Source organism: Pseudomonas sp. CFBP 8770, assembly GCF_014841705.1.
Lineage (GTDB): Bacteria > Pseudomonadota > Gammaproteobacteria > Pseudomonadales > Pseudomonadaceae > Aquipseudomonas.
In genome coordinates, this window is record NZ_JACYUL010000001.1 from 189,483 (window position 1) to 212,928 (window position 23,446).

At 63.0% G+C, this 23,446-nt stretch carries 23 protein-coding genes; 14 read left to right on the forward strand and 9 right to left on the reverse strand.

All coding sequences use genetic code 11. From position 1 onward, the window contains the following. Window positions 1-496: 496 nt before the first annotated feature. Window positions 497-1,762, reverse strand: a complete 1,266-nt coding sequence (locus tag IFT98_RS00840; protein WP_192049748.1) for a mechanosensitive ion channel family protein — start codon at window positions 1,760-1,762, stop codon at window positions 497-499. A gap of 183 nt (window positions 1,763-1,945) precedes the next feature. Between IFT98_RS00840 and IFT98_RS00845 the strand changes: the two genes are divergently transcribed. From IFT98_RS00845 to IFT98_RS21100, 4 genes are all read left to right on the forward strand, one after another. Next, a complete protein-coding gene (locus tag IFT98_RS00845; RefSeq protein WP_163007604.1) occupies window positions 1,946-3,289 on the forward strand; it encodes a DEAD/DEAH box helicase in 1,344 nt (447 codons plus the stop codon). Between the two features lie 141 nt (window positions 3,290-3,430). Then, window positions 3,431-3,823 carry a transcriptional regulator gene (locus tag IFT98_RS00850; protein WP_192049746.1) on the forward strand — a complete coding sequence of 131 codons (393 nt, stop codon included), beginning with the start codon at window positions 3,431-3,433 and terminating at the stop codon, window positions 3,821-3,823. Between the two features lie 181 nt (window positions 3,824-4,004). Next, a complete protein-coding gene (locus IFT98_RS00855; protein WP_192049744.1) occupies window positions 4,005-4,931 on the forward strand; it encodes a DMT family transporter in 927 nt (308 codons plus the stop codon). A 149-nt stretch (window positions 4,932-5,080) separates the two neighbouring features. Continuing rightward, a complete protein-coding gene (locus tag IFT98_RS21100) occupies window positions 5,081-5,206 on the forward strand; it encodes a PA1414 family protein (RefSeq protein ID WP_286916280.1) in 126 nt (41 codons plus the stop codon). Between the two features lie 67 nt (window positions 5,207-5,273). Here IFT98_RS21100 and glpD read toward each other — a convergent pair whose 3' ends face one another. The 4 genes from glpD to IFT98_RS00875 all read right to left on the reverse strand — a co-directional run bounded on the left by glpD (window position 5,274) and on the right by IFT98_RS00875 (window position 10,333). Next, on the reverse strand, window positions 5,274-6,812 hold the full coding sequence (glpD, locus tag IFT98_RS00860; protein WP_192049742.1) for a glycerol-3-phosphate dehydrogenase: 1,539 nt from the start codon (window positions 6,810-6,812) through the stop codon (window positions 5,274-5,276). A 242-nt stretch (window positions 6,813-7,054) separates the two neighbouring features. Continuing rightward, the gene (locus IFT98_RS00865; protein ID WP_043187404.1) at window positions 7,055-7,810 is read right to left on the reverse strand and encodes a DeoR/GlpR family transcriptional regulator; all 756 of its coding nucleotides are present in this window, start codon (window positions 7,808-7,810) and stop codon (window positions 7,055-7,057) included. 125 nt (window positions 7,811-7,935) lie between these two features. After that, window positions 7,936-9,438 (reverse strand): glycerol kinase GlpK, encoded by a 1,503-nt coding sequence (gene glpK / locus IFT98_RS00870; protein ID WP_122713609.1) that lies wholly within the window; start codon window positions 9,436-9,438, stop codon window positions 7,936-7,938. A 55-nt stretch (window positions 9,439-9,493) separates the two neighbouring features. Continuing rightward, a complete protein-coding gene (locus IFT98_RS00875) occupies window positions 9,494-10,333 on the reverse strand; it encodes an MIP/aquaporin family protein (protein ID WP_192049741.1) in 840 nt (279 codons plus the stop codon). Window positions 10,334-10,629: 296 nt separating this feature from the next. Here IFT98_RS00875 and ybaK point away from each other — a divergent pair, with 296 nt between their 5' ends. Both ybaK and IFT98_RS00885 read left to right on the forward strand, forming a co-directional pair. Then, a complete protein-coding gene (ybaK, locus tag IFT98_RS00880; RefSeq protein WP_122713210.1) occupies window positions 10,630-11,100 on the forward strand; it encodes a Cys-tRNA(Pro) deacylase in 471 nt (156 codons plus the stop codon). Between the two features lie 94 nt (window positions 11,101-11,194). Further along, window positions 11,195-11,989, forward strand: coding sequence for a PhzF family phenazine biosynthesis protein (locus tag IFT98_RS00885; protein WP_192049739.1), 795 nt, complete (start codon window positions 11,195-11,197; stop codon window positions 11,987-11,989). Here IFT98_RS00885 and IFT98_RS00890 read toward each other — a convergent pair. Further along, on the reverse strand, window positions 11,966-12,877 hold the full coding sequence (locus tag IFT98_RS00890) for a LysR family transcriptional regulator (protein WP_192049737.1): 912 nt from the start codon (window positions 12,875-12,877) through the stop codon (window positions 11,966-11,968). The two genes, IFT98_RS00885 and IFT98_RS00890, sit on opposite strands and share 24 nt — an antisense overlap. A 136-nt stretch (window positions 12,878-13,013) precedes the next feature. On the opposite strand from IFT98_RS00890, the gene leuC reads away from it, so the two are divergent. The 5 genes from leuC to asd all read left to right on the forward strand — a co-directional run bounded on the left by leuC (window position 13,014) and on the right by asd (window position 18,217). Next, on the forward strand, window positions 13,014-14,447 hold the full coding sequence (gene leuC / locus IFT98_RS00895) for a 3-isopropylmalate dehydratase large subunit (protein WP_122713207.1): 1,434 nt from the start codon (window positions 13,014-13,016) through the stop codon (window positions 14,445-14,447). Beyond that, window positions 14,444-15,085: a 3-isopropylmalate dehydratase small subunit gene (leuD, locus tag IFT98_RS00900; RefSeq protein ID WP_192049735.1), complete on the forward strand. Its 642-nt coding sequence runs from the start codon at window positions 14,444-14,446 to the stop codon at window positions 15,083-15,085. The genes leuC and leuD overlap by 4 nt, the downstream gene beginning before the upstream one ends. Window positions 15,086-15,138: 53 nt before the next feature. Further along, window positions 15,139-15,897 carry a class I SAM-dependent methyltransferase gene (locus tag IFT98_RS00905; protein ID WP_192049733.1) on the forward strand — a complete coding sequence of 253 codons (759 nt, stop codon included), beginning with the start codon at window positions 15,139-15,141 and terminating at the stop codon, window positions 15,895-15,897. A gap of 58 nt (window positions 15,898-15,955) precedes the next feature. Then, window positions 15,956-17,038: a 3-isopropylmalate dehydrogenase gene (leuB, locus tag IFT98_RS00910; protein WP_192049730.1), complete on the forward strand. Its 1,083-nt coding sequence runs from the start codon at window positions 15,956-15,958 to the stop codon at window positions 17,036-17,038. 66 nt (window positions 17,039-17,104) lie between these two features. After that, window positions 17,105-18,217 carry an aspartate-semialdehyde dehydrogenase gene (gene asd, locus IFT98_RS00915; RefSeq protein ID WP_056843281.1) on the forward strand — a complete coding sequence of 371 codons (1,113 nt, stop codon included), beginning with the start codon at window positions 17,105-17,107 and terminating at the stop codon, window positions 18,215-18,217. A 269-nt stretch (window positions 18,218-18,486) separates the two neighbouring features. On the opposite strand, the gene IFT98_RS00920 is transcribed toward asd, so the two are convergent. After that, on the reverse strand, window positions 18,487-19,302 hold the full coding sequence (locus IFT98_RS00920; protein WP_192049728.1) for a TlpA disulfide reductase family protein: 816 nt from the start codon (window positions 19,300-19,302) through the stop codon (window positions 18,487-18,489). Between the two features lie 265 nt (window positions 19,303-19,567). On the opposite strand from IFT98_RS00920, the gene IFT98_RS00925 reads away from it, so the two are divergent. Both IFT98_RS00925 and IFT98_RS00930 read left to right on the forward strand, forming a co-directional pair. Then, entirely contained in the window at window positions 19,568-20,251 is a 684-nt protein-coding gene (locus tag IFT98_RS00925; RefSeq protein ID WP_192049726.1) for a response regulator, read from the forward strand. Continuing rightward, the gene (locus IFT98_RS00930; RefSeq protein ID WP_192049724.1) at window positions 20,248-21,573 is read left to right on the forward strand and encodes an ATP-binding protein; all 1,326 of its coding nucleotides are present in this window, start codon (window positions 20,248-20,250) and stop codon (window positions 21,571-21,573) included. The genes IFT98_RS00925 and IFT98_RS00930 overlap by 4 nt, the downstream gene beginning before the upstream one ends. Before the next feature lie 11 nt (window positions 21,574-21,584). On the opposite strand, the gene IFT98_RS00935 is transcribed toward IFT98_RS00930, so the two are convergent. Beyond that, on the reverse strand, window positions 21,585-22,043 hold the full coding sequence (locus tag IFT98_RS00935) for an FAD/FMN-containing dehydrogenase (RefSeq protein WP_122713199.1): 459 nt from the start codon (window positions 22,041-22,043) through the stop codon (window positions 21,585-21,587). Between the two features lie 147 nt (window positions 22,044-22,190). Between IFT98_RS00935 and IFT98_RS00940 the strand changes: the two genes are divergently transcribed. Beyond that, entirely contained in the window at window positions 22,191-22,787 is a 597-nt protein-coding gene (locus IFT98_RS00940) for a tRNA-uridine aminocarboxypropyltransferase (protein ID WP_192049722.1), read from the forward strand. Here the strand turns inward: IFT98_RS00940 and IFT98_RS00945 are convergent. Further along, window positions 22,775-23,428, reverse strand: a complete 654-nt coding sequence (locus IFT98_RS00945) for an HAD family hydrolase (RefSeq protein ID WP_122797313.1) — start codon at window positions 23,426-23,428, stop codon at window positions 22,775-22,777. The genes IFT98_RS00940 and IFT98_RS00945 overlap by 13 nt on opposite strands. Between the last annotated feature and the right edge of the window lie 18 nt (window positions 23,429-23,446).

Genomic DNA, 23,446 nt, shown 5'->3' on the forward strand with positions numbered 1-23,446 from the left:
AAAAACCTGGCCCTCCTGTGGGATACCTGGCCCACCTGTGAAAATGCTGGCCCACCTGTGGGATACCTGGCCCACCTGTGAGAAATCTGGCCCACCTGTGGGATACCTGGCCCACCTGTGAGAAATCTGGCCCTCCTGTGGGATACCTGGCCCACCTGTGAGAAATCTGGCCCACCTGTGGGATACCTGGCCCACCTGTGAGAAATCTGGCCCTCCTGTGGGATACCTGGCCCAACTGTGAGAAATCTGGCCCACCTGTGGGATACCTGGTCCACCTGTGAGAATGCTGGCCCACCTGTGGGAGCGGTCAGCGGCCGCGAAGGGCACACCGCGCGGTGCCTGACACACCGCGGCGGCTCATTCGCGGGCAGAGCCCGCTCCCACAGGAGCTGCGGCATCCCGTAGGAGCGGTCATCGGCCGCGAAGTCGCGTGGTACCTGAAACACCGCGGCGCTTGCTTCGCGGCCACGTACCGCTCCTACGAAGGGAGTTGCTTTCAGTGCGGACCGGTCACTGCGGTCAACCCACCGCGCAGATCGGCGCCGCTGGGCTTCTGGTAGACGCTCAACCCAAACTCGGGCAGCACGGCCAGCAGGTAATCGAAGATATCGCCCTGGATCCGTTCGTACTCGGCCCAGGCCGTGGTGCGCGTGAAGCAGTAGATTTCCAGCGGCACGCCCTCGGCGGTGGCCTCCATCTGGCGGACCATGCAGGTCATGTTCGGCTGGATGTCCGGGTGGGCGTTGAGGTACGCCAGCGCGTAGGCGCGGAAAGTCCCCAGGTTGGTCATGCGCCGCTGGTTGGCGGACAGTTCCGCGACCTCGCCCTGCGCCGCGTTCCACGCCTTGAGTTCGGCCTGCTTGCTACTGACGTAGCCACTGAGCAGGCGAATCTGGGTCAGGCGCAACTGCTCCTGTTCGTCGAGAAAGCGTATGCCGCTGGCGTCGATGTGCAGGCTGCGCTTGATGCGCCGGCCGCCGGACTGCTGCATGCCGCGCCAGTTCTTGAACGACTCGCTCATCAGCCGCCAGGTGGGAATGGAGACTATGGTCTTGTCGAAATTCTGGATCTTCACCGTGTGCAGGGTGATGTCGACGACGTCGCCGTCGGCGCCCACCTGGGGCATCTCGATCCAGTCGCCGACGCGCAGCATGTCGTTGCTGGTCAACTGCACGCTGGCCACGAACGACAGCAGGGTGTCTTTGTAGACCAGCAGGATGACTGCCGACATGGCACCCAGCCCGGACAGCAGCAACAGCGGCGAGCGGTCGATCAGCGTGGCGACGATGATGATGGCACCGAAGATGTACAGGATCATCTTGGCCAGTTGCACGTAGCCCTTTATCGAGCGCGTACGGGCGTGCTCGGTGCGCGCATAGATGTCGATCAGTGCATTGAGCAGGGCCCCCAGGGCCAGCACCAGGAAGAGGATGGTGAAACCCAGCGCGATGTTGCCGATGACGTGCTTGCTGTTGTCGCTCAGCACCGGGATCAGCCCCAGGCTGAATTGCACTACCAGCGATGGCGTCATCTGCGCCAGGCGATGGAAGACCTTGTTGTGCAGGAAGTCGTTGAGCCAGTGCAGCGATGGCCGACGACTGAGCAGCTTGACCGCGTGCAGGGTAAGGAAGCGCGCCAATCGGCCCAGGGCGAAGGCGGCGATCAGCAGCAGGAACAGCGACACACCGGCCTGCAGGACCGGCTGGTCGTCCAGGCCAGTGATGAACGTGACGGTTTGGTGCCAGAGCGATTCGATGTTCATGGGGTGGCGTGCAGCTCCCGGATTGAAAAGGGGCGGGGATTAAAGCCCATCGAGTGGGGCAATCGCCACGTTTGGAAAGATTTGCACGCAATTTACCGACTTACGGGTAAAGAAATTCGGCTAATCGTGCGCAAACCGGTACCCTATGCAGTCGAATTTATGTACTCCGTCGAGGTAACACCCGTGTTTTCCCAATTCGCCCTGCATGAACGCCTGCTCAAAGCCGTCGCCGAGCTGAAATTTGTCGAGCCGACGCCGGTGCAGCTGGCCGCCATTCCCCTGGCATTGCAAGGGCGCGACCTGCGGGTGACGGCGCAAACCGGCAGCGGCAAGACTGCCGCATTCGTTCTGCCGATTCTCAACCGCCTGATGGGCCCGGCCAAGGTGCGCGTCGACATTCGCGTGGTGATCCTGTTGCCCACCCGCGAACTGGCCCAGCAAACCTTGAAGGAAGTGGAGCGCTTCAGCCAGTTCACCTTCATCAAGGCGGGCCTGATCACCGGCGGTGAAGACTTCAAGGTGCAGGCCGCCATGCTGCGCAAGGTCCCGGATATCCTCATCGGCACCCCTGGCCGCCTGCTGGAGCAGCTCAACGCCGGCAACCTGGACCTCAAGAAGGTCGAGGTGCTGGTGCTCGACGAAGCCGACCGCATGCTCGACATGGGCTTCTCCGAAGACGTGACGCGCCTGAGCGACGAGTGCGGCCAGCGCGAACAGACCCTGCTGTTTTCGGCCACCACCGGCGGTGCCGGGCTGCGTGACATGATCGGCAAGGTGTTGAAGGACCCCGAGCATCTGCTGATCAACAACGTCAGCCAGCTGGCCGAAGGCACTCGCCAGCAGATCGTCACCGCCGACCACAATGTGCACAAAGAGCAGATCCTGAACTGGCTGCTGGCCAACGAGACGTATCAGAAGGCAATCGTCTTCACCAACACTCGGGCGATGGCCGACCGTATCTACGGGCGTCTGGTGGCGCAGGAATACAAGGCGTTTGTGCTGCACGGCGACAAGGACCAGAAGGACCGCAAGCTGGCCATCGATCGCCTCAAGCAGGGCGGCGTGAAGATCCTCGTGGCCACCGACGTAGCGGCCCGCGGCCTGGATGTCGACGGCCTGGATCTGGTGGTCAACTTCGACATGCCACGCAGCGGCGATGACTACGTGCACCGCATTGGCCGTACTGGCCGCGCTGGCAACGAGGGCCTGGCGATTTCCCTGATCTGCCACGGTGACTGGAACCTGATGTCCAGCATCGAGCGCTACCTCAAGCAGACCTTCGAGCGCCGGGTGATCAAGGAAGTCAAAGGTACCTACGGCGGACCGAAAAAGGTCAAGGCGTCGGGCAAGGCGGTCGGCGTGAAGAAGAAAAAGACCGACAAGGACAAGAAAGGCGACAAGAAAAGCGTTGCCAAGGGCCCGACCAAGCGCAAGAGCGTCAACCGTCCCAAGGCCGATGCACCGGCGCTGGTAAGCCAAGACGGGCTGGCACCGCTCAAGCGTCGCAAGCCGGCTGTCAGCGAGTAACCTGCGCCAGGCAGGTCGGTCTCCCGCCGGAGGCCAGACCTGCCAAAACACCCCGCAAAGCCGTCTTCGCGCAACTCCCCCGCACCCACCCGGTCCCATGCCTGGCAAGCCCTTTCACTCATGTGTTGGAGGTTCTTCCGGATGACCACTTACGACTGGCAGTTGATCGAGCGGCTTTTGCACGAAGTGCAGAACGGCGCCAATCGGGATTTCACTGTGCACCGCTATGCCCAGGACCACGCCGATGCAACCGCCGCGCAGGGCGACACGCCTGCTGCCGTCGACCAGCTGCAAACCCAGGCGCAAGACTATGAAAAGCTGTTGCTGGCGCGCGGGTTCATCGAGCAGCGTCCTGACAGCGAAGGTGGCACGGGCCGCAATTTCCAGTTGACGATGCGTGGCTCCAGCCTGCTGAGCCTGCTCGACAGCAGCATCCCCGATAACGATCACGGGCTGGAAGTGCTCGACGAGCAGGAAGATGCGCTGGATCCGGCTACCTTCGATGAGTTGGCCAGTAAACCGCAGATTGTTTGAGCCTTTGGCATGGCTTGAAACCGTGTTGCTCTCTTCGCGGCCGATGACCGCTCCCACAGGGGTGATGCGGTATGCCGATGTGGGAGCGGTCAGTGGCCGCGAAAGCCTTGTGACGCGTGGCTTGTTACACTGGCGATTCCTCATTGCCTGAAGGCATCGTCATGTCGTGGTCAATTCGCCGATGAGCATCGAACGCCGTCAGCCCGATGGGTTCGCTCTCAAGGTCATGCTCGGGTTGTGCCTGATCTGGGGTATCCAGCAGGTCACCATAAAATGGGCGGCGCCCGATATCGCCCCGGTGATGCAGGCGGCCATGCGCTCGGGCATTTCTGCGGTCCTGGTGGCCGCACTGATGTGCTGGCGCGGGGGCTGGGCGCACGTGCCCTACACCTGGCGCGCCGGGCTGCTGGCCGGTTCGCTGTTCGGTCTGGAGTTCTTGTTCATTGCCGAGGGTCTTAAACTGACTTCTGCGGCGCATATGTCGGTGTTTCTCTACACCGCCCCGGTCTTCACTGCGCTTGGCCTGCATGCGCTGCTACCCGCAGAGCGCCTGCGGCCCCTGCAATGGCTCGGCATCGCCCTGGCGTTCAGCGGTATTGCCTTCGCTTTTGCCGGTGGAATTTCCTGGCAACATCTGGACCGGCGCATGCTGCTGGGTGATGCGCTGGGCTTGATGGCGGGCTTGTGCTGGGGCGCGACCACGGTGGTGGTGCGCACCTCGCGACTCTCCGACGCGCCCGTTACGCTGACGCTGTTCTACCAGTTGATCGTCTGCGTGGTCGGGTTGTTGATCATCGCTCTGGCTACGGGCCAGTTCACCCAGGTCAGCTTTACCCCGGTCGGTATTGTCAGCGTACTGTTCCAGGGGGTGGTGGTGTCTTTCGCCAGCTTCCTGATCTGGTTTTGGCTGCTGCGCCGCTACCTGGCGTCAAACCTGGCCGTGTTCTCGTTCATGACCCCGGTGTTCGGCGTAACGTTCGGTGTGCTGTTGCTGGGTGAACCGCTGAGCGTGAATTTCATCCTGGGCGCGCTGCTCGTGCTGCTGGGCATTACCTTGGTCAGCGCCGAACAGTGGGTGCGCCGACGGTTGAGAACGTGGATAAGGTAATGAATTACTTGTCTGTCAGATGATCAATACGTAGGACTGCGACTTTTCGACACAAGTGCGTGAATGCATCCTACGTCGCTTAGCGCTATGATCGAATACAAGCGACGGACCATGACCGTCGTTCGGGCTTTTCCCTGAAGGGGGGCGATATGAACGGTAACTTGTACAACTGGCTCCATGATCTGGCTGTCGCACTGGGGCTGGTGCCGCCGCCACCACAGCCTGTGCCCATTCCGGCCGATAACCACCGGCCCCGGCAGCGTCCCCGGCGCTGAGCCCTCCGGGCCCGCCGCGCACCATGCAAAACGCCCCTTACGGGGCGTTTTTCGTTGCTGATAGCGCTCAAGCCGCCTGGGTGTTGGCCCGGCTGGCGTCGACCTTCGCCAGGTACGCATCCAGGCGAGCCGAGGCCGCCTCGTCGACGAACAGCCCCAGCTTGCTGCGACGCCACAAAACGTCGTCGCTGCGCGTGGCCCATTCCTGCTCGTACAGATAATCGACTTCGCGGCTGAACAGCCCCGCGCCCAGCTCCTCGCCCAGATCGGCCACCGACTGTGCACCTTCGATCAAGCGCCAGCTGCGACTGCCGTAGCTGACCGCCCAACGCTCGGCCAGACCGTTCGGCAGCCAGGGAGCTTTCACCCGCATGTCCTGCGCCAGGACCTGCGGTGTGCTCATGTCTTCGCCGCCGGGCAGGGCACTGGTCGCCGTCCAGCTACCACGCATCTGCGCGAAGAATGGCTTCAACTGGGCCATGGCCGACTCGGCCAGCTTGCGGTAGGTGGTCAACTTGCCGCCGAACACCGAAAGGATCGGCGCCTCGCCCTGGCCGCCGCTGAGCGACAGGGTGTAGTCGCGGGTGATGGCCGATGGATTGTCCGATTCGTCGTTGCACAGTGGGCGAACACCGGAATACGTGCGTACGACGTCGCTGCGGCTGACCTGCTTCTTGAAGTGGGCATTTACCACCTTGAGGATGTAGTCAGCCTCGGCGTCGGTGATCTCCACCTTGGACGGGTCGCCTGTGTATTCCCGGTCGGTGGTGCCCAGAATGGTGAAGCGATCCAGGTACGGGATGGTGAACACGATGCGCTGGTCTTCGTTCTGCAGGATGTGCGCCTGCTCGCCTTCGTACAGGCGTGGCACGATCAGGTGGCTGCCCTGGATCAGGCGGATGCCGTATGGGGACTGCAGCTGCAGGTCGTCACGAATGAACTTCGCTACCCAGGGGCCGGCCGCATTGACCAGTGCGCGCGCCTTGAGGGTGAACGTGCTGCCGTCCTCGCGCTGCAGATTGACCTGCCACACACCGTCTACGCGCTTCGCGTCGACACAGCGGGTGCGGGTGTGGATGTGCGCGCCTTTTTCCCGCGCGGCCATGGCGTTCAGTACCACCAGGCGGGCATCGTCGACCCAGCAGTCGGAATATTCGAAACCGCGGGTGATCTCCGGCTTCAACGCACTGTCGGCGCCAAAACGCAGGCTGCGCGAGCCCGGCAGCTTTTCGCGCTTGCCCAGGTTGTCGTAGAGAAACAGGCCGGCGCGGATCATCCAGGCAGGGCGCAGATGGGGCCGGTGCGGCAGGACGAAACGCATCGGCTTGACGATGTGCGGGGCCTTGGCCAGCAGCACTTCGCGCTCGGCCAAGGCTTCGCGGACCAGACGGAATTCGTGATGCTCCAGATAACGCAGGCCGCCGTGGATCAGCTTGCTGCTGGCCGACGAGGTGTGGCTGGCCAGGTCGTCCTTCTCGCAGAGAAACACGGAAAGCCCACGCCCGGCAGCGTCGGCGGCAATCCCCACGCCATTGATGCCACCACCGATCACGGCGACGTCGTAGATTTCAGCCAGCGGTTGGCGGGGCAAGGTCGAATGGGGCATGGCAGCCTCCTGCGTTTATCAAGGAGCGTTCGAATGAGTGCTTTGAATTCGAACATCAATGTTCAATTCCGAAAATACTAGCCCAATACGAAGGGGTTAGCCAGTCGAAGATGATGGAAATTGTTGATCGAAGGGTGCCAAAGCGAAGAAATACGAACATATGACGCTAATGCGGCATAAGGTTGGCGTTGCCAGGCGGGGGGTTGCTGCAGGGCAGGGCGGCTTGCGCCGCTGCCCAAGGGTCAGACGATTTCGAGACGAATCTTGTGTTGTTGCAGCAATTGCAGCAGCGCAGGCACGGGTGGCTGATCGGTGACCAGGCAGTCGATCAGGCTGATCGGGCCCAGGCGGACCATGGCATTGCGGCCGAACTTGCTCGAGTCGGCGGCCAGAATGACCTGGCGCGCATTGGCGATGATCGCCTGGCTGACGCGAACCTCTTGATAGTCGAAGTCCAGCAGGCTGCCGTCTTCGTCGATGCCGCTGATACCGACCAGCGCGAAGTCGACCTTGAACTGGGTGATGAAGTCGATACTGGCCTGGCCCACCACACCGCCGTCACGACGTACGTTGCCGCCGGCCAGCAGCACGTCGAAGTCGTCCTTGCCACTGAGGATCGAAGCCACGTGCAGGTTGTTGGTGATGATCTTCAGGTGGCTGTGGTTGAGCAGTGCGCGGGCGATGGATTCGGTGGTGGTGCCGATGTTGATGAACAGCGAGGCGTGGTCGGGGATCTGTGCGGCGATCGCCTCGGCGATGCGCTGCTTTTCGTCGCGCATCTGGTCGGCACGCATGGCGTAGGCCGTGTTCTCGATGCTTGAATCATAGGCGGCGCCACCGTGGTAACGGCGCAGCAGGTTGACCTCGGCCAGCTGGTTGATGTCACGCCGGATGGTTTGCGGCGTCACGACGAACAGTTGGGCCATTTCCTCGATGCTGACATAGCCGCGTTCGCGTACCAGTTCGAGGATCTGCTGTTGGCGGGGAGGCAGGTTCATGGGGCTTCCTTTGGCTGCCATGCAAAAGGAAGCATGATGCCGCAGGAACGGGCCCCATCGCCAGAAGTGATTCCATGGACCGCAATTGCACAGGCCGGAATTGCCCGGCCCGTGCGCTTACCCGATCACTGCTCTTCGTGCGGTTCCCAGTCACGGGTGCGTTCGACGGCCTTCTTCCAGCCGGCGTAGAGCTTTTCCTTGCCGGTTTCGTCGAGCAGAGGCTCGAAGGTGCGTTCGATCACGGCCTTGCCGCGCAATTCATCCAGGCTGCTCCAGAAGCCGCAAGCCAGACCCGCCAGGTAGGCAGCGCCCAGTGCCGTGGTTTCGCGCATCTGCGGACGCTCCACCGGTGTGCCGAGAATGTCGGCCTGGAACTGCATGAGGAAGTTGTTGGCCACCGCGCCGCCATCCACGCGCAGGGCGCTCAGGCGCTCGCCGGAGTCCTGTTGCATGGCGTCGAGCACGTCGCGGGTCTGGTAGGCAATCGATTCGAGCGCCGCGCGAATGATGTGGTCGACGCGTACGCCGCGGGTCAGGCCGAACAGCGCGCCACGGGCATAGGGGTCCCAGTAGGGCGCGCCCAGGCCGGTGAATGCCGGGACCAGGTAGACACCGTTGGTGTTCTTCACCTTGCTGGCGAAATATTCGGTGTCGTAGGCGTCGTTGACGATCTTCAGTTCGTCACGCAGCCACTGCACGGTCGAGCCACCGTTGAACACGGCGCCTTCCAGGGCGTAGGCGACTTCGCCACGCGGGCCGCAGCCGATGGTGGTGAGCATCCCGTGCTGCGACGTCACGGCCTTCTTGCCGGTGTTCATCAGCAGGAAGCAGCCGGTGCCATAGGTGTTCTTGGCCTGGCCAGGCTCGACGCACATCTGGCCGAACAAGGCGGCTTGCTGGTCGCCGGCGATGCCGGCAATGGCGATGCCGCTCTTGGTATGGCCATAGATTTCCGACGAAGACTTGACCTCTGGAAGCATCTCGCGCGGGATGTCCAGGGTCTGCAGCATCTTCTCGTCCCACTCCAGGGTGTGGATGTTGAAGAGCATGGTGCGCGAGGCGTTGGTGTAGTCGGTGACGTGCACCTTGCCGCCGGTGAATTTCCAGATCAGCCAGCTATCGACGGTGCCGAACAGCAACTCGCCGTTGCGTGCGCGCTCGCGGCTGCCTTCGACGTTGTCGAGGATCCACTTGAGTTTGGTGCCGGAAAAGTACGGGTCGACCACCAGCCCGGTGGTCTGCTTGATGTAGTCTTCCAGGCCATCGCGCTTGAGCTGCTGGCAGATCTCGGTGCTGCGTCGGCACTGCCATACCACGGCGTTGTAGATGGGGCGGCCGCTGTTCTTGTCCCACACCACGGTAGTTTCACGCTGGTTGGTGATGCCGATGGCTGCGACTTGGGCGTGGCTCAACCCGGCCTGGGCCAGGGCTTCGACCATGGTCGCGCTCTGGGTGGCAAAGATTTCCATCGGGTCGTGCTCGACCCAGCCGGCCTGCGGGTAGTGCTGGACGAATTCGCGCTGCGAGGTGCCGACGACATTGGCGTCGCGGTCGAAAATGATGGCCCGGGAGCTGGTGGTGCCTTGGTCCAGGGCAATGATGTAGTTCTTGTTGTCGGTATCGGTCATGTCGATGGCCTTGCGCAAGTGTGCAATAAATGCGGAATGTGGTGTTTGCGCAGGCTCAGGAGGCCTGCACCTTCGATGCGGACGCTTCGGCCGACTCGCTGGCCGAGCTTGGCAAATGGCGTGCGATCAGTACCCGGTAGGCGCCGGCGCCCAGGCAGGCACCTACGATCGGCGCCACGATGGGAACGATGAAATAGGGAATCGTGCGGCCGCCGGTGAAGGCTATTTCACCCCACCCGGCGATGAACGTCATCAGCTTTGGACCGAAATCCCTGGCCGGGTTCATTGCAAAGCCGGTCAGCGGGCCCATGGCACTGCCGATCACGGCGATCAGCAAGCCGACCAGCAGGGGCGCCATGGCACCGCGCGGAAGACCGTTGTGCTCGTCGCCCAGGGCCATGATCACAGCCATCAGGATGGCGGTGATGACCATCTCGACCAGGAAGGCCTGACCGACGGAAAGCGCCGCATGGGGGTAGGTGGAGAAGATACTGGCCGTTTCAAGGCTCGCTTGCGTACCCCTGACGATGCCGTGGGTCTGTTCGTAATCGAAGAACAGGCTGCTGTAGAGCGTGTATACCAGCGCCGCGGAGCAGAACGCGCCGGCCACCTGAGCCAGAATGTAGAAAGGCAGTTTGCGTTTCTCGAAGCCGCCGAACAGGCACAGGGCGATGCTGACTGCCGGGTTCAGATGGGCCCCGGACACGCCGGCCGTCAGGTAGATCGCCATGCTCACGCCGACGCCCCAGATGATGCTGATCTCCCAGAGTCCCAGGCTGGCACCTGCGACCTTGAGCGCCGCGACGCAGCCTGTACCGAAGAAGATAAGCAGTGCTGTGCCGAGAAACTCGGCCGTGCACTGGCCCGACAGGGTCGGTTGTTGCTGTGCGGTCATCGTGTATTACCCCAATTGTTTTTTTTGTCTGACGCGGTTTTCGGCGCCTGGAATCTGCCGTCGTACGATCCCCATCGCACGCCGCAGTACAGCCTTCTTGCACATTGTACTATCGTGCCTATCTTCACAAACGAAAAAATATAGACAAGAAACGCCGCTGTCAAAGGTCGAAAGCGAACGAGTTCGTTCAGTGGGTGCGAACTTTTCCGCGCATTTCCGGCAAAGCCACGGTTGGCGTGGCTTGCCTGCCTGTGTCCTAATGCCGGGCATGTTTTTTATTTGTCTGGAGTCCCTGCATGACCCCCGCCCTGGACCTCTTGAAGAAGCACCGCGCCGAGCATCGGGTGCATGCCTATGAACATGATCCCAAGGCGGCTTCCTATGGGCTGGAAGCGGTGGAAAAGCTCGGTCTGGCCGCCGCGCAGGTATTCAAGACGCTGCTGGCGGCGACCGAAAGGAGCGAGCTGCTGGTGGCGGTGGTGCCCGTGACCGGCACGTTGGATCTCAAGGCGCTTGCACAGGCAGCCGGCGTGAAGAAGTGCGAGATGGCCGATCCGCAGGCGGCGCAGCGGGCCACCGGGTATCTGTTGGGCGGGATCAGCCCGCTGGGGCAGAAAAAGCGCTTGCGGACCTTCATCGATCAAACCGCCGAGGCATTGCCCAGCATGTTCGTCAGCGCCGGTCGGCGCGGGCTGGAAGTCGAGCTGGCGCCGCAGCTGCTGGCCGAGCATACCCAAGGACGCTTCGCCGATATCGGCCGCGCCTGATGAACCAAGGAAATTATTCATCGACTTGACCAGTCGAACGCCGATAGCCAGATGGCTTGGCCACTAACCCCTTTCCGCAACAGCGAGGATTGCCATGCAACTGGATTTCCATCAGGTCGATGCGTTTACCCAACATCCCTTTGCTGGCAACCCGGCGATGGTCTACCGCCTCGACAGCTGGCTGGCCGACGAGCTGATGCAGAAGATCGCCGCCGAGCACAACCTGGCGGAGACCGCGTTCATGGTTCGCGAGGCTCAGGGCTGGCACATCCGCTGGTTCACTCCGCGCACCGAGGTGCCCTTGTGTGGCCATGCCACCCTGGCCAGCGCCTACGTGCTGTTTCATGTCTATGGCGAGACAGCGTCGAGCCTGTCGTTCGCCAGCCGCTCGGGCAACCTGACCGTCAGCCGCGAGGGCGACCGCCTGTGGCTCGACTTCCCGGCGATGATGCCCGAGGAGCAGTTGGGCCTGACCCTGGAGGTGGAACGTGCCCTGGGTTGCGAAGCGGTCGATGTGATGGCGGCGGCATCGCTGTTCGTCCTGCTGGAGTCGGAGCAGGCGGTACGCCAGTGTCGTCCGAACATGGCGGCCCTGGCGCGCTTGCCGTGGCCCGGGGTGATCGTCACCGCCCGGGGCGACCATCAGGATTTCGTTTCGCGCTACTTCGCTCCTGCCATCGGCATCGACGAAGACGCGGTCACCGGCTCCACCCATTGCAGCCTCATCCCGTACTGGTCGAGGCGTCTGGTCAAGACCAGCCTCACCGCTTATCAATGCTCGGCCCGTGGTGGCGAGCTGTTTTGCCGGATGGAAGGCGAACGGGTCAAGATCGGCGGCTATGCCACCTTGATCAGCAGCGGCCGCCTATTGCTCGGCCCCCAGCTCTGATCCAGCCGCAGCCAATGTGCCGGCCTGGTCGTCGAGCAGCGCCATGAAGGCCCGCGCCGCATTCGACAGGGTCCGTTCGGTGTGCAGGATATAACCCAACTGGCGGCTCAGCTGCACACCGGGTAGCTGGAAGCGCGCCACCTGCTCGTCAAGCATGGTGCGCGGCAGCACGCTCCACGCCAGCCCTATCGAGACCATCATCTTGATGGTTTCCAGGTAGTTGGTACTCATGGCGATGTTCGGGCTCAGGCTCTGCGCTTCGAACAGGCGGCTGACGATGTGGTGGGTGAAGGTATTGCCACCCGGAAACACCGCCGGATGTTCGGCGATATCGCTGAGCTTCACCTCCGCCTGCAGCGCGAGTGGGTGCTCGGGGGCAGCGACGAAATCCAGCGGGTCATGCCACACCGGTACCGAGCGCACCAAGTGATGGGGCTCGGGCGCCAAGGTGATCACCGCCAGCTCTGCGCGTCCGTGCAGGATCTCTTCATAAGCCACTTCCGAGTCGAGAAACTGGATGTCCAGGGCGACCTTGGGGTACATCCGCGTGTAGGTGCGCAGCAGCGAGGGCAATCGGTGCAGACCGATGTGGTGGCTGGTGGCGAGGGTCAAGCGGCCGGTCACGTCGCCGCTCAGGTTGGTCAGGGCGCGGCGGGTGTCCTCCAGCACATCGAGAATCTGGTAGGCGCGCGGCAGCAGGGCCCGGCCGGCCTCGGTCAGATTGACTTCGCGGCCCAGGCGATCGAACAAACGCACGCCCAACTGCAACTCCAGCCCGGCGATACGTTTGCTGATTGCCGGCTGGGTCAGGTGCAGGCGATCCCCGGCCTTGGAAAAACTGCCGACTTCGGCGATGGCTATAAAGGCATTGAGACTGGCCAGGTCCATGCGCGGATTCCTTTTGGTTATCCAAAGTATGAAAATTATGAATTTGAGTTATTCAAGATAACCTCATAGCATCACCCCTACAAGCCAAGCGGTTATTGGCATAGAAAAGACAGCAAGACTGATGAGGAAACGTCTGATGGCCGGCAAAACGCTCTACGACAAGCTCTGGGATTCGCATTTGGTCAAGCAGCGCGACGATGGCTCGGCGCTGATCTACATTGACCGTCACATCATCCATGAAGTGACCTCGCCCCAAGCGTTCGAGGGCCTGCGCCTGGCCGGCCGCAAACCGTGGCGCATCGACGCCAACATTGCCACCCCCGACCACAACGTGCCGACCACCCCGGAACGCAAGGGCGGCATTGACGCGATCGCCGACCAGGTGTCGCGTCTGCAGGTGCAGACCCTGGACGACAACTGCGACGAGTACGGCATCACCGAATTCAAGATGAACGACGTACGCCAGGGCATCGTCCATGTGATCGGTCCGGAGCAGGGCGCGACCTTGCCCGGCATGACCGTGGTCTGCGGCGATTCGCACACCTCGACCCACGGCGCCTTCGGTGCCCTGGCCCATGGCATCGGTACCTCGGAGGTCGAGCACGTGCTCGCCACGCAGTGCCTGGTGGCCAAGAAAATGAAGAACATGCAGGTGTTGGTCGAAGGCACCTTGCCGTTTGGCGTGACCGCCAAGGACATCGTGCTGGCCGTGATCGGCAAGATCGGCACCGCCGGCGGCAATGGCCATGCCATCGAGTTTGCCGGCAGCGCCATTCGCGATCTGTCGGTTGAAGGCCGCATGACCATCTGCAACATGTCCATCGAGGCCGGCGCCCGCGTCGGCCTGGTGGCTGCCGATGAAAAGACCGTCGCCTACGTCAAGGGCCGGCCGTTCGCGCCCAGTGGCGCCGATTGGGACAAGGCGGTGGAGTCGTGGAAAGGGCTGGTGTCCGACGCCGATGCACACTTTGACACCGTGGTGCGCCTGGATGCGGCGCAGATCAAGCCGCAGGTCAGTTGGGGAACCTCACCGGAAATGGTCCTGGCCGTTGACCAGAACGTGCCGGACCCGGCGCGCGAGTCGGATCTGGTCAAGCGCGGTTCCATCGAGCGTGCCTTGAAATACATGGGCCTGACCGCCAACCAGGCGATCACCGACATCCAGCTCGACCGCGTGTTCATCGGCTCGTGCACCAATTCTCGCATCGAAGACCTGCGCGCCGCTGCGGTGATCGCCAAGGGCCGCAAGGTGGCCTCGACCATCAAGCAGGCCATCGTCGTGCCAGGCTCGGGCCTGGTCAAGGCGCAGGCCGAGCGCGAGGGTCTGGACAAGATTTTCCTCGAGGCGGGCTTCGAATGGCGTGAGCCGGGCTGCTCCATGTGCCTGGCGATGAACCCGGACCGGCTGGAGTCGGGCGAGCACTGCGCCTCGACCTCCAACCGCAACTTCGAGGGCCGCCAGGGCGCCGGTGGGCGTACCCACCTGGTCAGTCCGGCCATGGCCGCCGCAGCCGCCGTCGTCGGTCGTTTCGTCGACGTTCGTGAATTGATCCAGGGGAACGCAGCATGAAAGCCTTCACTCGACACACCGGTCTGGTCGCTCCGTTGGATCGTGCCAACGTCGACACCGACCAGATCATTCCCAAGCAGTTCTTGAAGTCGATCAAGCGCACCGGCTTTGGCCCGAACCTGTTTGACGAGTGGCGCTACCTGGATGTCGGCCAGCCTTATCAGGACAATTCCAAGCGTCCGCTGAACAAGGATTTCGTCCTCAATCACCAGCGCTATCAAGGTGCCAGCGTGCTGCTGGCGCGGGAGAACTTCGGTTGCGGTTCCAGCCGCGAGCACGCGCCTTGGGCGTTGGACGAGTACGGCTTTCGCGCCGTGATCGCGCCGAGCTATGCGGACATCTTCTTCAACAACAGCTTCAAGAACGGCTTGCTGCCGATCATCCTCAGCGATGAGCAAGTGGATGAGTTGTTCCACGAAGTCGAGGCCGCGCCGGGTTACCAGTTGACCGTGGACCTGGCGACCCAGAGCGTGACCAGCCCGAGCGGCAAGGTCTACAGCTTCGAGATCGACGAGTTTCGCAAGCATTGCCTGTTGAATGGGTTGGACGATATCGGCCTGACCTTGCAGGACGGTGAGGCGATTGCGACGTTCGAGGCTAAGCATCGGGCGAGCCAGCCTTGGCTGTTTCGTGATTGATTGATGTAGGCCCGCAAGGCCACCGAAAATCCAGGCACAAGGAAGCCCAGCCCATGACCCAGCACACCCAAGTCGTGCAGAAACAGTTCGGCGAACAGGCCTCGGCCTATCTGAGCAGCACGGTTCACGCCCAGGGCGCGGAATTTGCGCTGCTCCAGGCGGAACTGGCGGGCCAGTCCGAGGCTCGGCTGCTGGACCTGGGGTGTGGCGCCGGCCACGTCAGCTTTCATTGCGCGCCACTGGTCAAGCAGGTGGTCGCCTATGATCTGTCGCAACAGATGCTCGACGTGGTTGCCAGCGCCGCCAGCGAGCGAGGGCTGGGCAATGTCAGCACCCAACTCGGCCCGGCCGAGCGATTGCCGTTCGCCGATGGCGAGTTCGACTATGTGTTCAGCCGCTATTCGGCGCACCACTGGAGCGACCTCGGCCTGGCCCTGCGCGAAGTGCGCCGCGTGCTCAAGCCCGGTGGCGTGGCCTGCTTCATCGACGTGATGTCGCCGGGCAGCCCGCTGCTCGATACCTATCTGCAAAGCGTCGAAGTGCTGCGCGACACCAGCCACGTGCGCGACTACAGTGCCGGCGAATGGCTCAGCCAAGTCAATGAAGCGGGTCTGCAGGTACGCGGGCACACTCGCCAGCGCCTGCGCCTGGAATACGCCTCGTGGGTCGAGCGCATGCGCACCCCCGAGGTCATGCGCGCGGCCATCCGCACCTTGCAGCAAGCCATGGGCGCCGAGGTGCGCGAGTATTACCAGATCGACGACAATGGCTCGTTCAGCACCGACGTGCTGGTGTTGTGGGCCCAGCGTTGAGCAATCATTCACGACCTGCCCGAGGGCACGCCGTATTACCGGAATTAACGAGGAAAGCATGAGCAAGCAGATTCTGATTCTCCCAGGCGACGGCATCGGCCCGGAAATCATGGCCGAGGCGGTCAAGGTGCTGGAACTGGCCAACGACAAGTTCCAGCTGGGCTTCGAGCTGGCCCACGACGTGATCGGCGGCGCTGCCATCGACAAGCATGGCGTGCCGCTGGCCGACGAGACCCTGGCACGTGCCCGTGCCGCCGATGCGGTGCTGCTGGGCGCGGTGGGCGGGCCGAAGTGGGACAAGATCGAGCGCGACATTCGCCCGGAGCGCGGACTGCTGAAGATTCGCTCGCAGCTGGGTCTGTTCGCCAACCTGCGTCCGGCCATCCTTTATCCGCAACTGGCCGACGCGTCCAGCCTGAAGCCGGAAATCGTTGCCGGGCTGGACATCCTCATCGTGCGTGAGCTGACCGGCGGGATCTACTTCGGCGCGCCGCGTGGTATCCGCGAACTCGAAGGCGGCGAGCGTCAGGCCTACGACACCCTGCCGTACAGCGAGAGTGAAATCCGCCGCATCGTGCGCGTCGGCTTCGACATGGCCCAGGTGCGCGGCAAGAAGCTGTGCTCGGTGGACAAAGCCAACGTATTGGCGTCGAGCCAGCTGTGGCGCGAAGTTGCCGAGGAGATCGGCAAGGATTATCCGGACGTCGAGTTGAGCCACATGTACGTCGACAACGCCGCGATGCAGTTGGTGCGCGCGCCGAAACAGTTCGATGTGATGGTCACCGACAACCTGTTCGGCGACATTCTTTCCGATGAGGCGTCGATGCTCACCGGCTCCATCGGCATGTTGCCTTCGGCGTCCCTGGACGCGCACAACAAAGGCATGTACGAGCCGTGCCATGGCTCGGCGCCGGACATCGCCGGCCAAGGCATCGCCAACCCGCTGGCGACCATCCTTTCGGTGTCGATGATGCTGCGTTACAGCTTCAACCAGCATGACGCGGCCGCTGCCATCGAGCAGGCGGTCAGCCTGGTGCTGGACCAGGGCTTGCGCACCGGCGATATCTGGTCCGAAGGCAACGCACGGGTCGGTACGCAGGAAATGGGTGATGCAGTAGTCGCCGCGCTGCGGAATCTGTAATCTCTTGGGCCCGCTGCGACTTTCAATCGAAAGCAGCGGCCCACTTTTCAAGAAGGTGTAGTTGCGATGAAACGTGTAGGTCTGATCGGTTGGCGCGGTATGGTCGGTTCCGTGCTTATGCAGCGGATGCTGGAAGAGCAGGACTTCGATCTGATCGAGCCGGTGTTTTTCACCACTTCCAATGTAGGCGGCCAGGGCCCGGCGGTCGGCAAGGACATTGCCCCGCTCAAGGATGCCTACAGCATTGAAGAGCTGAAGACACTCGACGTGATTCTGACCTGCCAGGGCGGCGACTACACCAGCGAGGTATTCCCCAAGCTGCGCGAGGCCGGCTGGCAGGGTTACTGGATCGACGCCGCTTCCAGCCTGCGCATGCAGGATGACGCGGTGATCGTGCTCGACCCTGTCAACCGTCGGGTGATCGACCAGCAATTGGATGCCGGCACCAAGAACTACATCGGTGGCAACTGCACCGTAAGCCTGATGCTGATGGGCCTGGGCGGGCTGTTCGAGGCCGGTCTGGTGGAGTGGATGAGTGCCATGACCTACCAGGCGGCGTCGGGCGCCGGCGCGCAGAACATGCGCGAGCTGATCAAGCAGATGGGCAGCACCCATGCCTCGGTGGCCGATGACCTGGCCAACCCGGCCAGCGCCATTCTCGACATCGATCGCAAGGTCGCCGAAGCCATGCGCGGCGAGGGTTACCCGACCGAGAACTTCGGTGTGCCGCTGGCTGGCAGCCTGATCCCCTACATCGACAAGGAACTGCCGAATGGGCAGAGCCGTGAAGAGTGGAAGGCCCAGGCCGAGACGAACAAGATTCTGGGTCGCTTCAAGAGCCCGATTCCGGTGGATGGTATCTGCGTGCGTATCGGTGCGATGCGCTGCCACAGCCAGGCGTTGACCATCAAGTTGAACAAGGATGTGCCGATGGCGGACATCGAAGGGCTGATCAGCCAGCACAACCCGTGGGTCAAGCTGGTGCAGAACAGCCGCGAAGCGAGCATGCAGGAACTGACGCCCACTCAGGTTACCGGCACGCTGAACATTCCGGTCGGGCGCCTGCGCAAGTTGAACATGGGCTCGCAGTACCTTGGCGCGTTCACGGTCGGCGACCAGCTGTTGTGGGGCGCCGCCGAACCGCTGCGTCGCATGCTGCGGATTCTGCTGGAGCGCTGATTCCTCCAGCATGACCGCATCCACCGCCGACGCGGCTTGCGCCGCTGCTACAGGGGACGGTGCAAGGGGTTGTGCGTCCGGGTTCGACGCGTTCTTTCAGGAATGCCGCATCCATCGCCGACGCGGCTTGCGCTGTTGCTCGGGGGTGCGAGATCCCTGTAGCAGCGGCGCGAGCCGCGTCCGGGTTCGACGCGTTCTTTCAGGAATGCCGCATCCACCGCCGACGCGGCTTGCGCCGCTGCTACAGGGGTTGCGGTGTTGGGGGGGGCTTATTGGGGTGGCAAGGTTTCCAGCGCATGTTGCAGGCTGGCTTTCGACAATTCGCCGAGATGACTGCCCAGCAGTTTCCCTTCGCTGCTGTAGAACAGCGTGGTCGGCAGCGCTACAGAACCCAGCGCGCGGCCCAGTTCGCCCTGGGTGTCGAATAACACCTGAGTCAAATCCAGCCCCGTCGTTCCGGCGAAGCTCGCCACGATCTGCGCGGTTTCGCCTTGGTTCACGAACAGAAAACGCACCTCGGGGTGAAGTTTCTGCATTTCCAGCAGCACCGGCATTTCTCGTCTGCAGGGCGGGCACCAGCTTGCCCAGAGGTTGACTACCATAGGCTTGCCGCCGTAGCTGCGCAGCGCTACGAGTTGGCCTGTGGCAGTGTGCAAGGTGACCTCGGGTAACTGTGAGTGTCGCGCCTGCTGATACCAGTGGCTGCCGACGCTGGCGAGCGTCCAGAACAACAGACCGCTGGCCAGGCTCCAGCCCAGCGTGCGGCGCATGGAAGGGCGCCGCCACGCATACACCAGCGCCGTCAGGCCGCTGACCACAAGCCCGGGCCACAACAGGAAGCCACCGTCGCGGATATCGGGAATCTGCCAGAGATCCTGCCGATACTGCGCCCAGTAGCGCAGCACGAAAGCTGCGCGCGCGACCACCAGGCACAACAGGAACAGGCGGAATATCAGCGCTTCGGGATTGCTGCCAACCCCCCTGCGAGCCATCTGCCAGCCCACGATACTGGCAAGGCCCAGGGCCAGCAGTATCAGCAGGTGATGCAGAGAAAGCGCGAACGGCCCCAGGGATAGACTGAGCATGGAGATGGGTCCTGATGAAATGATCCAGCGAGTATGGCGGCGGCAGGGTTAACCGATGGTTAACCAGATCCAGACCGTTGTCACTGTGTGCACTCGATATCGACCCGTAGGAGCGGTCCGTGGCCGCGAAGGGCCAGTGCAGTTCGCACAGATGCACCGCGCTGCGTTTTTCGCGGCCAATGACCGCTCCCACCCTGTATCAAGGGCATAATGTTGTGTTAATCACGGCCTGTCACTGTGGGACCTTCATTCTCCGAGCGCTGTCATGCACGTATTGCTTTGCGAAGACGACGACCTGATCGCCAGCGGCATCGTCGCCGGGCTCAATGCCCAAGGGCTGAACGTCGACCGGGTGGCCACCGCCTCGGCCGCCCAGGCCATGCTGCAGGCAGCCAGCTTCGATGTCATGGTGCTGGATCTGGGCCTGCCCGACGAAGACGGCCTCAAATTGCTTCACCGCCTGCGCCAGCGTGGCGAGGCTCTGCCGGTACTGGTATTGACCGCCCGCGACAGCGTCAGCGACCGTGTCGCCGGGCTGCAGGCCGGCGCCGATGACTACCTGCTGAAACCCTTCGACCTGCGCGAACTGTGCGCGCGCCTGCACACCCTGCAGCGCCGCGTGGCTGGCCGCACCTTGAACATGATCGAACACGGCCCTCTGCGACATGATCCCAGCACCCGCCAAACCTGGCTCGGCGGCCAAGCCATCGACCTGTCCCGCCGCGAGCAGGCGCTGCTGTACGCCCTTTTGCAGAACCGCGGCCGCGTGCTCTCCGGCGAGCAGCTCAAAGACAGCGTCTACGGCTTCAGTGACGAGGTGGAGAGCAACGCATTGAACGTGCACATTCACCATCTGCGCCGAAAACTGGGTAACGGTATCGTCGAAACCGTCCGCGGATTGGGCTACCGCCTGGGCCCGGCCCACGCCGAACCCAAAGGGGTCCCATGAGCCTGCGACTGCGTTTGAGCCTGATTCTGGGCGCGGCCTTCGTGCTCATCTGGGCGCTCGCCGCCACCTGGATGTTCCGCGATCTGCGCAGCCAGATGATGTTCTCTCTGGACCAGCGTCTGGTGGCCTCGGCACGCATGGTCGCCGGCATGGTCGACCGGTTGCCGCAACCGCTTGCGACACCGGGCGAAGGCGCCCGCTTCAGTGCCGACCAATGGAGCATTCCTGATGGCATCGCCTGCCAGATCAGCTCGTTGCGCGGCGAAATCCTCGCTCGCAGCCACAGCAATGCCGACCAGGTGCTGGACGATGAGCGCACCGGTTTTCATGATCAGGAAATCGATGGCGAACACTGGCGCAGTTTCACCCTGGCCCGTGACGATGTGCGAATCACCACCGCCGACCGCGAACTGGAACGCGAAGCCTTGAACCGTTCGGTCATGCTGGCTGCCTCCGCGCCGGTGCTGATGGCCCTGCTCGGCAGCATCGCGATGCTCTGGCTGGGCATCGGCAAGGGCCTGGCGCCTCTCAACCGGATGTGCGAGGCGCTGCGCAAGCGTGATGTCGATGCCCTCGACCCCTTGGTGCTGAAGTCATTGCCGAGCGAACTGCGACCGTTGCTGGACACCCAGAACCAGTTGTTCCTGCGTATCGGCCGTACCCTCGAGCGCGAGCGGCGACTGACGGGTGACGCGGCGCATGAATTGCGCAGCCCGCTGACCGCGATCAAGACCCACTTGCAGGTGGCCCGCATGACCGCCGGCCTGGCCCATGAACAGGCGCTGGCCCATGCCGAGGAAGGCGCCGACCGGCTGCAGCGCACCCTCGAGCAGTTGCTGCTGCTGGCCCGGGTGGAAGGCAGTCTGTCGTTCGACGACGGTGCACCGTGCAGCGCCGAACATGTGGCGCGCCTGGCCATCGGCGATGCCAGCCAGGAGGACCGCTGGCGGGTCGAGTTGCACATGCCGCCGCAGTTGCCGTCGATCGCGTTGGGCATGCCGTCGACCCTCGCGGTACAGGCGCTGCGCAACCTGATCGACAATGCCCTGCGGCACAGCCCCGAGCGGGCGCCGGTGTGGCTGACGCTGGCCACCGAGCCTGGCTGGGTCTGCTTCACGGTGCGCGACTTCGGCCCCGGCATCGGTGCCGAAGACCTGCAACACCTGACCCAGCGTTTCTGGCGCAGCCGCGCCAGTGCCGGTTGCGGGCTGGGCCTGGCGATCGTTCAGGCCATCGCCCAGCGTTGCGGGTGTACCCTGGACTTCGACAGTGGCGAAGACGGCTTGCGCGCCAGTTTCAGGATTCCGGTGCGGCCGCTGTGAGCGACAGTGGCTCAGCGCGCCGAGAGCGCGCTGGCCAGTTGCTGCGGGTCATTGAAGGTCTTGATGTCCACCACTACGCCATCCTTGAGTTCCAGCCACTGCACGGTTTCCCGATCACCGTTGTAACGCGGCGCCACCCGGCCTTCTTCGTCCAGCAGGATGCGGTAGTTGAGTTTCTTCATGCCTGGGATGGCGATCCACTTGGCCACCGAGGGCATCCGCTCGATATCGGCGATGTAGGCCGCATGCCGCGATTCGAGAAAGTCCTTGGGCCGCTTCTCCATGGCAGTGCCCATCAGCTGGGCGGCGTCCATGCTGCGCGCGACGATGATCAACTGGGTCTGGTCGCTGAGCGAGTAGGGTTGTTCGAATTGGTCGAGCAGGGTCCAGGGGCCCAGGCGTTCACCGATTTCCGTGGCCTGGGCAGTAAGGGACAGCAAGCTGAGAAGTAATGCGCAGCAGTATTTCATTGCGGCAAGGTCCTGGGACAGTGGGGCTTACATTAGAGCGGATTGGCCAGGTGGGTACAAAGGTTTAGCGGCACCGTGGGTGACTTTTTCCGTGCTGGTCGATCGCCCGAGGTGTTGCCGGAGCGCGGCGCCGTGGCACAATTGCGCATGTCCAGACCCCAATGCCCTCGCTGCCACCGCCCCCTGGCCCAGTGCCTGTGCGCCCTGATCCCGAACCTGCCCAGCCATACGCGGGTGCTGATTCTGCAGCACCCCAGCGAGGTCGATCACGCACTCAACACCGCGCGCCTGGCTGCGTTGGGCCTGCAGGATTGCGAAATCAGGGTCGGCGAAATCTTCGAAGACCTGCCCCAGTGGCTGGCCCAGCCGGGATATCAGCCCTGTCTGCTGTTTCCCGGCGAACACAGCGAAGCATTGAGCGCCTACGAGCCCGCCGCCCAGCCCAGGCTGCTGGTGGTACCGGATGGTACCTGGCGCAAGGCACGCAAACTGCTGCACCTCAATCCGTTACTGGCCGCCTTGCCTAGGGTTCAGTTGGCAGCCGCCGAGCCTTCGCGCTATCGGCTGCGCAAGGCACCCGGCCCCGGCGCGCTATCGACCCTTGAAGCCATCACCCAGGCGCTGGAAGTGCTCGAATCACCGGCATCCTTTCAGGCTTTGCTCAGGCCCTTCGACGCGCTCATCGAAGGTCAGATCGCTGCCATGGGCGCGGACGTCTATCGGCGCAACCATCAGCGCCATTGATGGATCGGCCAGCCGGCCTGTTCGGCATGTTCGCGCAGCACCGGGTCGGGATTGACCGCATGAGGCGACGGTACTTCCAGCAGCAGCGGCAGGTCGTTGCGTGAATCCGAATAGAAGCTTGCGCCTTCCAGGGTTTCACCCTCGTCGTGCATCCATTCGCGCAGGCGCTTGATCTTGCCCTCGCGATAGGTCAGTACGCCCACCGTATTGCCGCTGTAGGTACCGTGCTTGAGCTCGAGCTCGATGGCCAGCACATCGTCGACGCCCAGGCGCGCCGCGATGGGCCCGACCAGGTGAACGCCCGAGGCGGAAATGATCAGGATGCGATCACCGGCGGCGCGGTGGGCGGCGATGGTGCGGGTGGCGTCGCTGAAAATGATCGGCTCGATGAAATCTTCCACCCACGGCTCGACCAGGTGCTCGACCTCTTCCGGTGTACGCCCGAGCATCGGCTCCAGGCTGAACGCCATGTAGTCTTCCATGGCCAGCCGGCCCTCGTTGTAGGCCTGCATCAGCTCGTGATCGCGGCGCATGAAGGACTCGGGGTCGACCCAGCCCAGGCGACCCATCTGTTCGCTCCAGAGCGAAGCACAGTCACCGTGGATCAGGGTTTCGTCGAGATCGAAAATCGCTAGAGCCATATGAAACCTCCCTTGGAA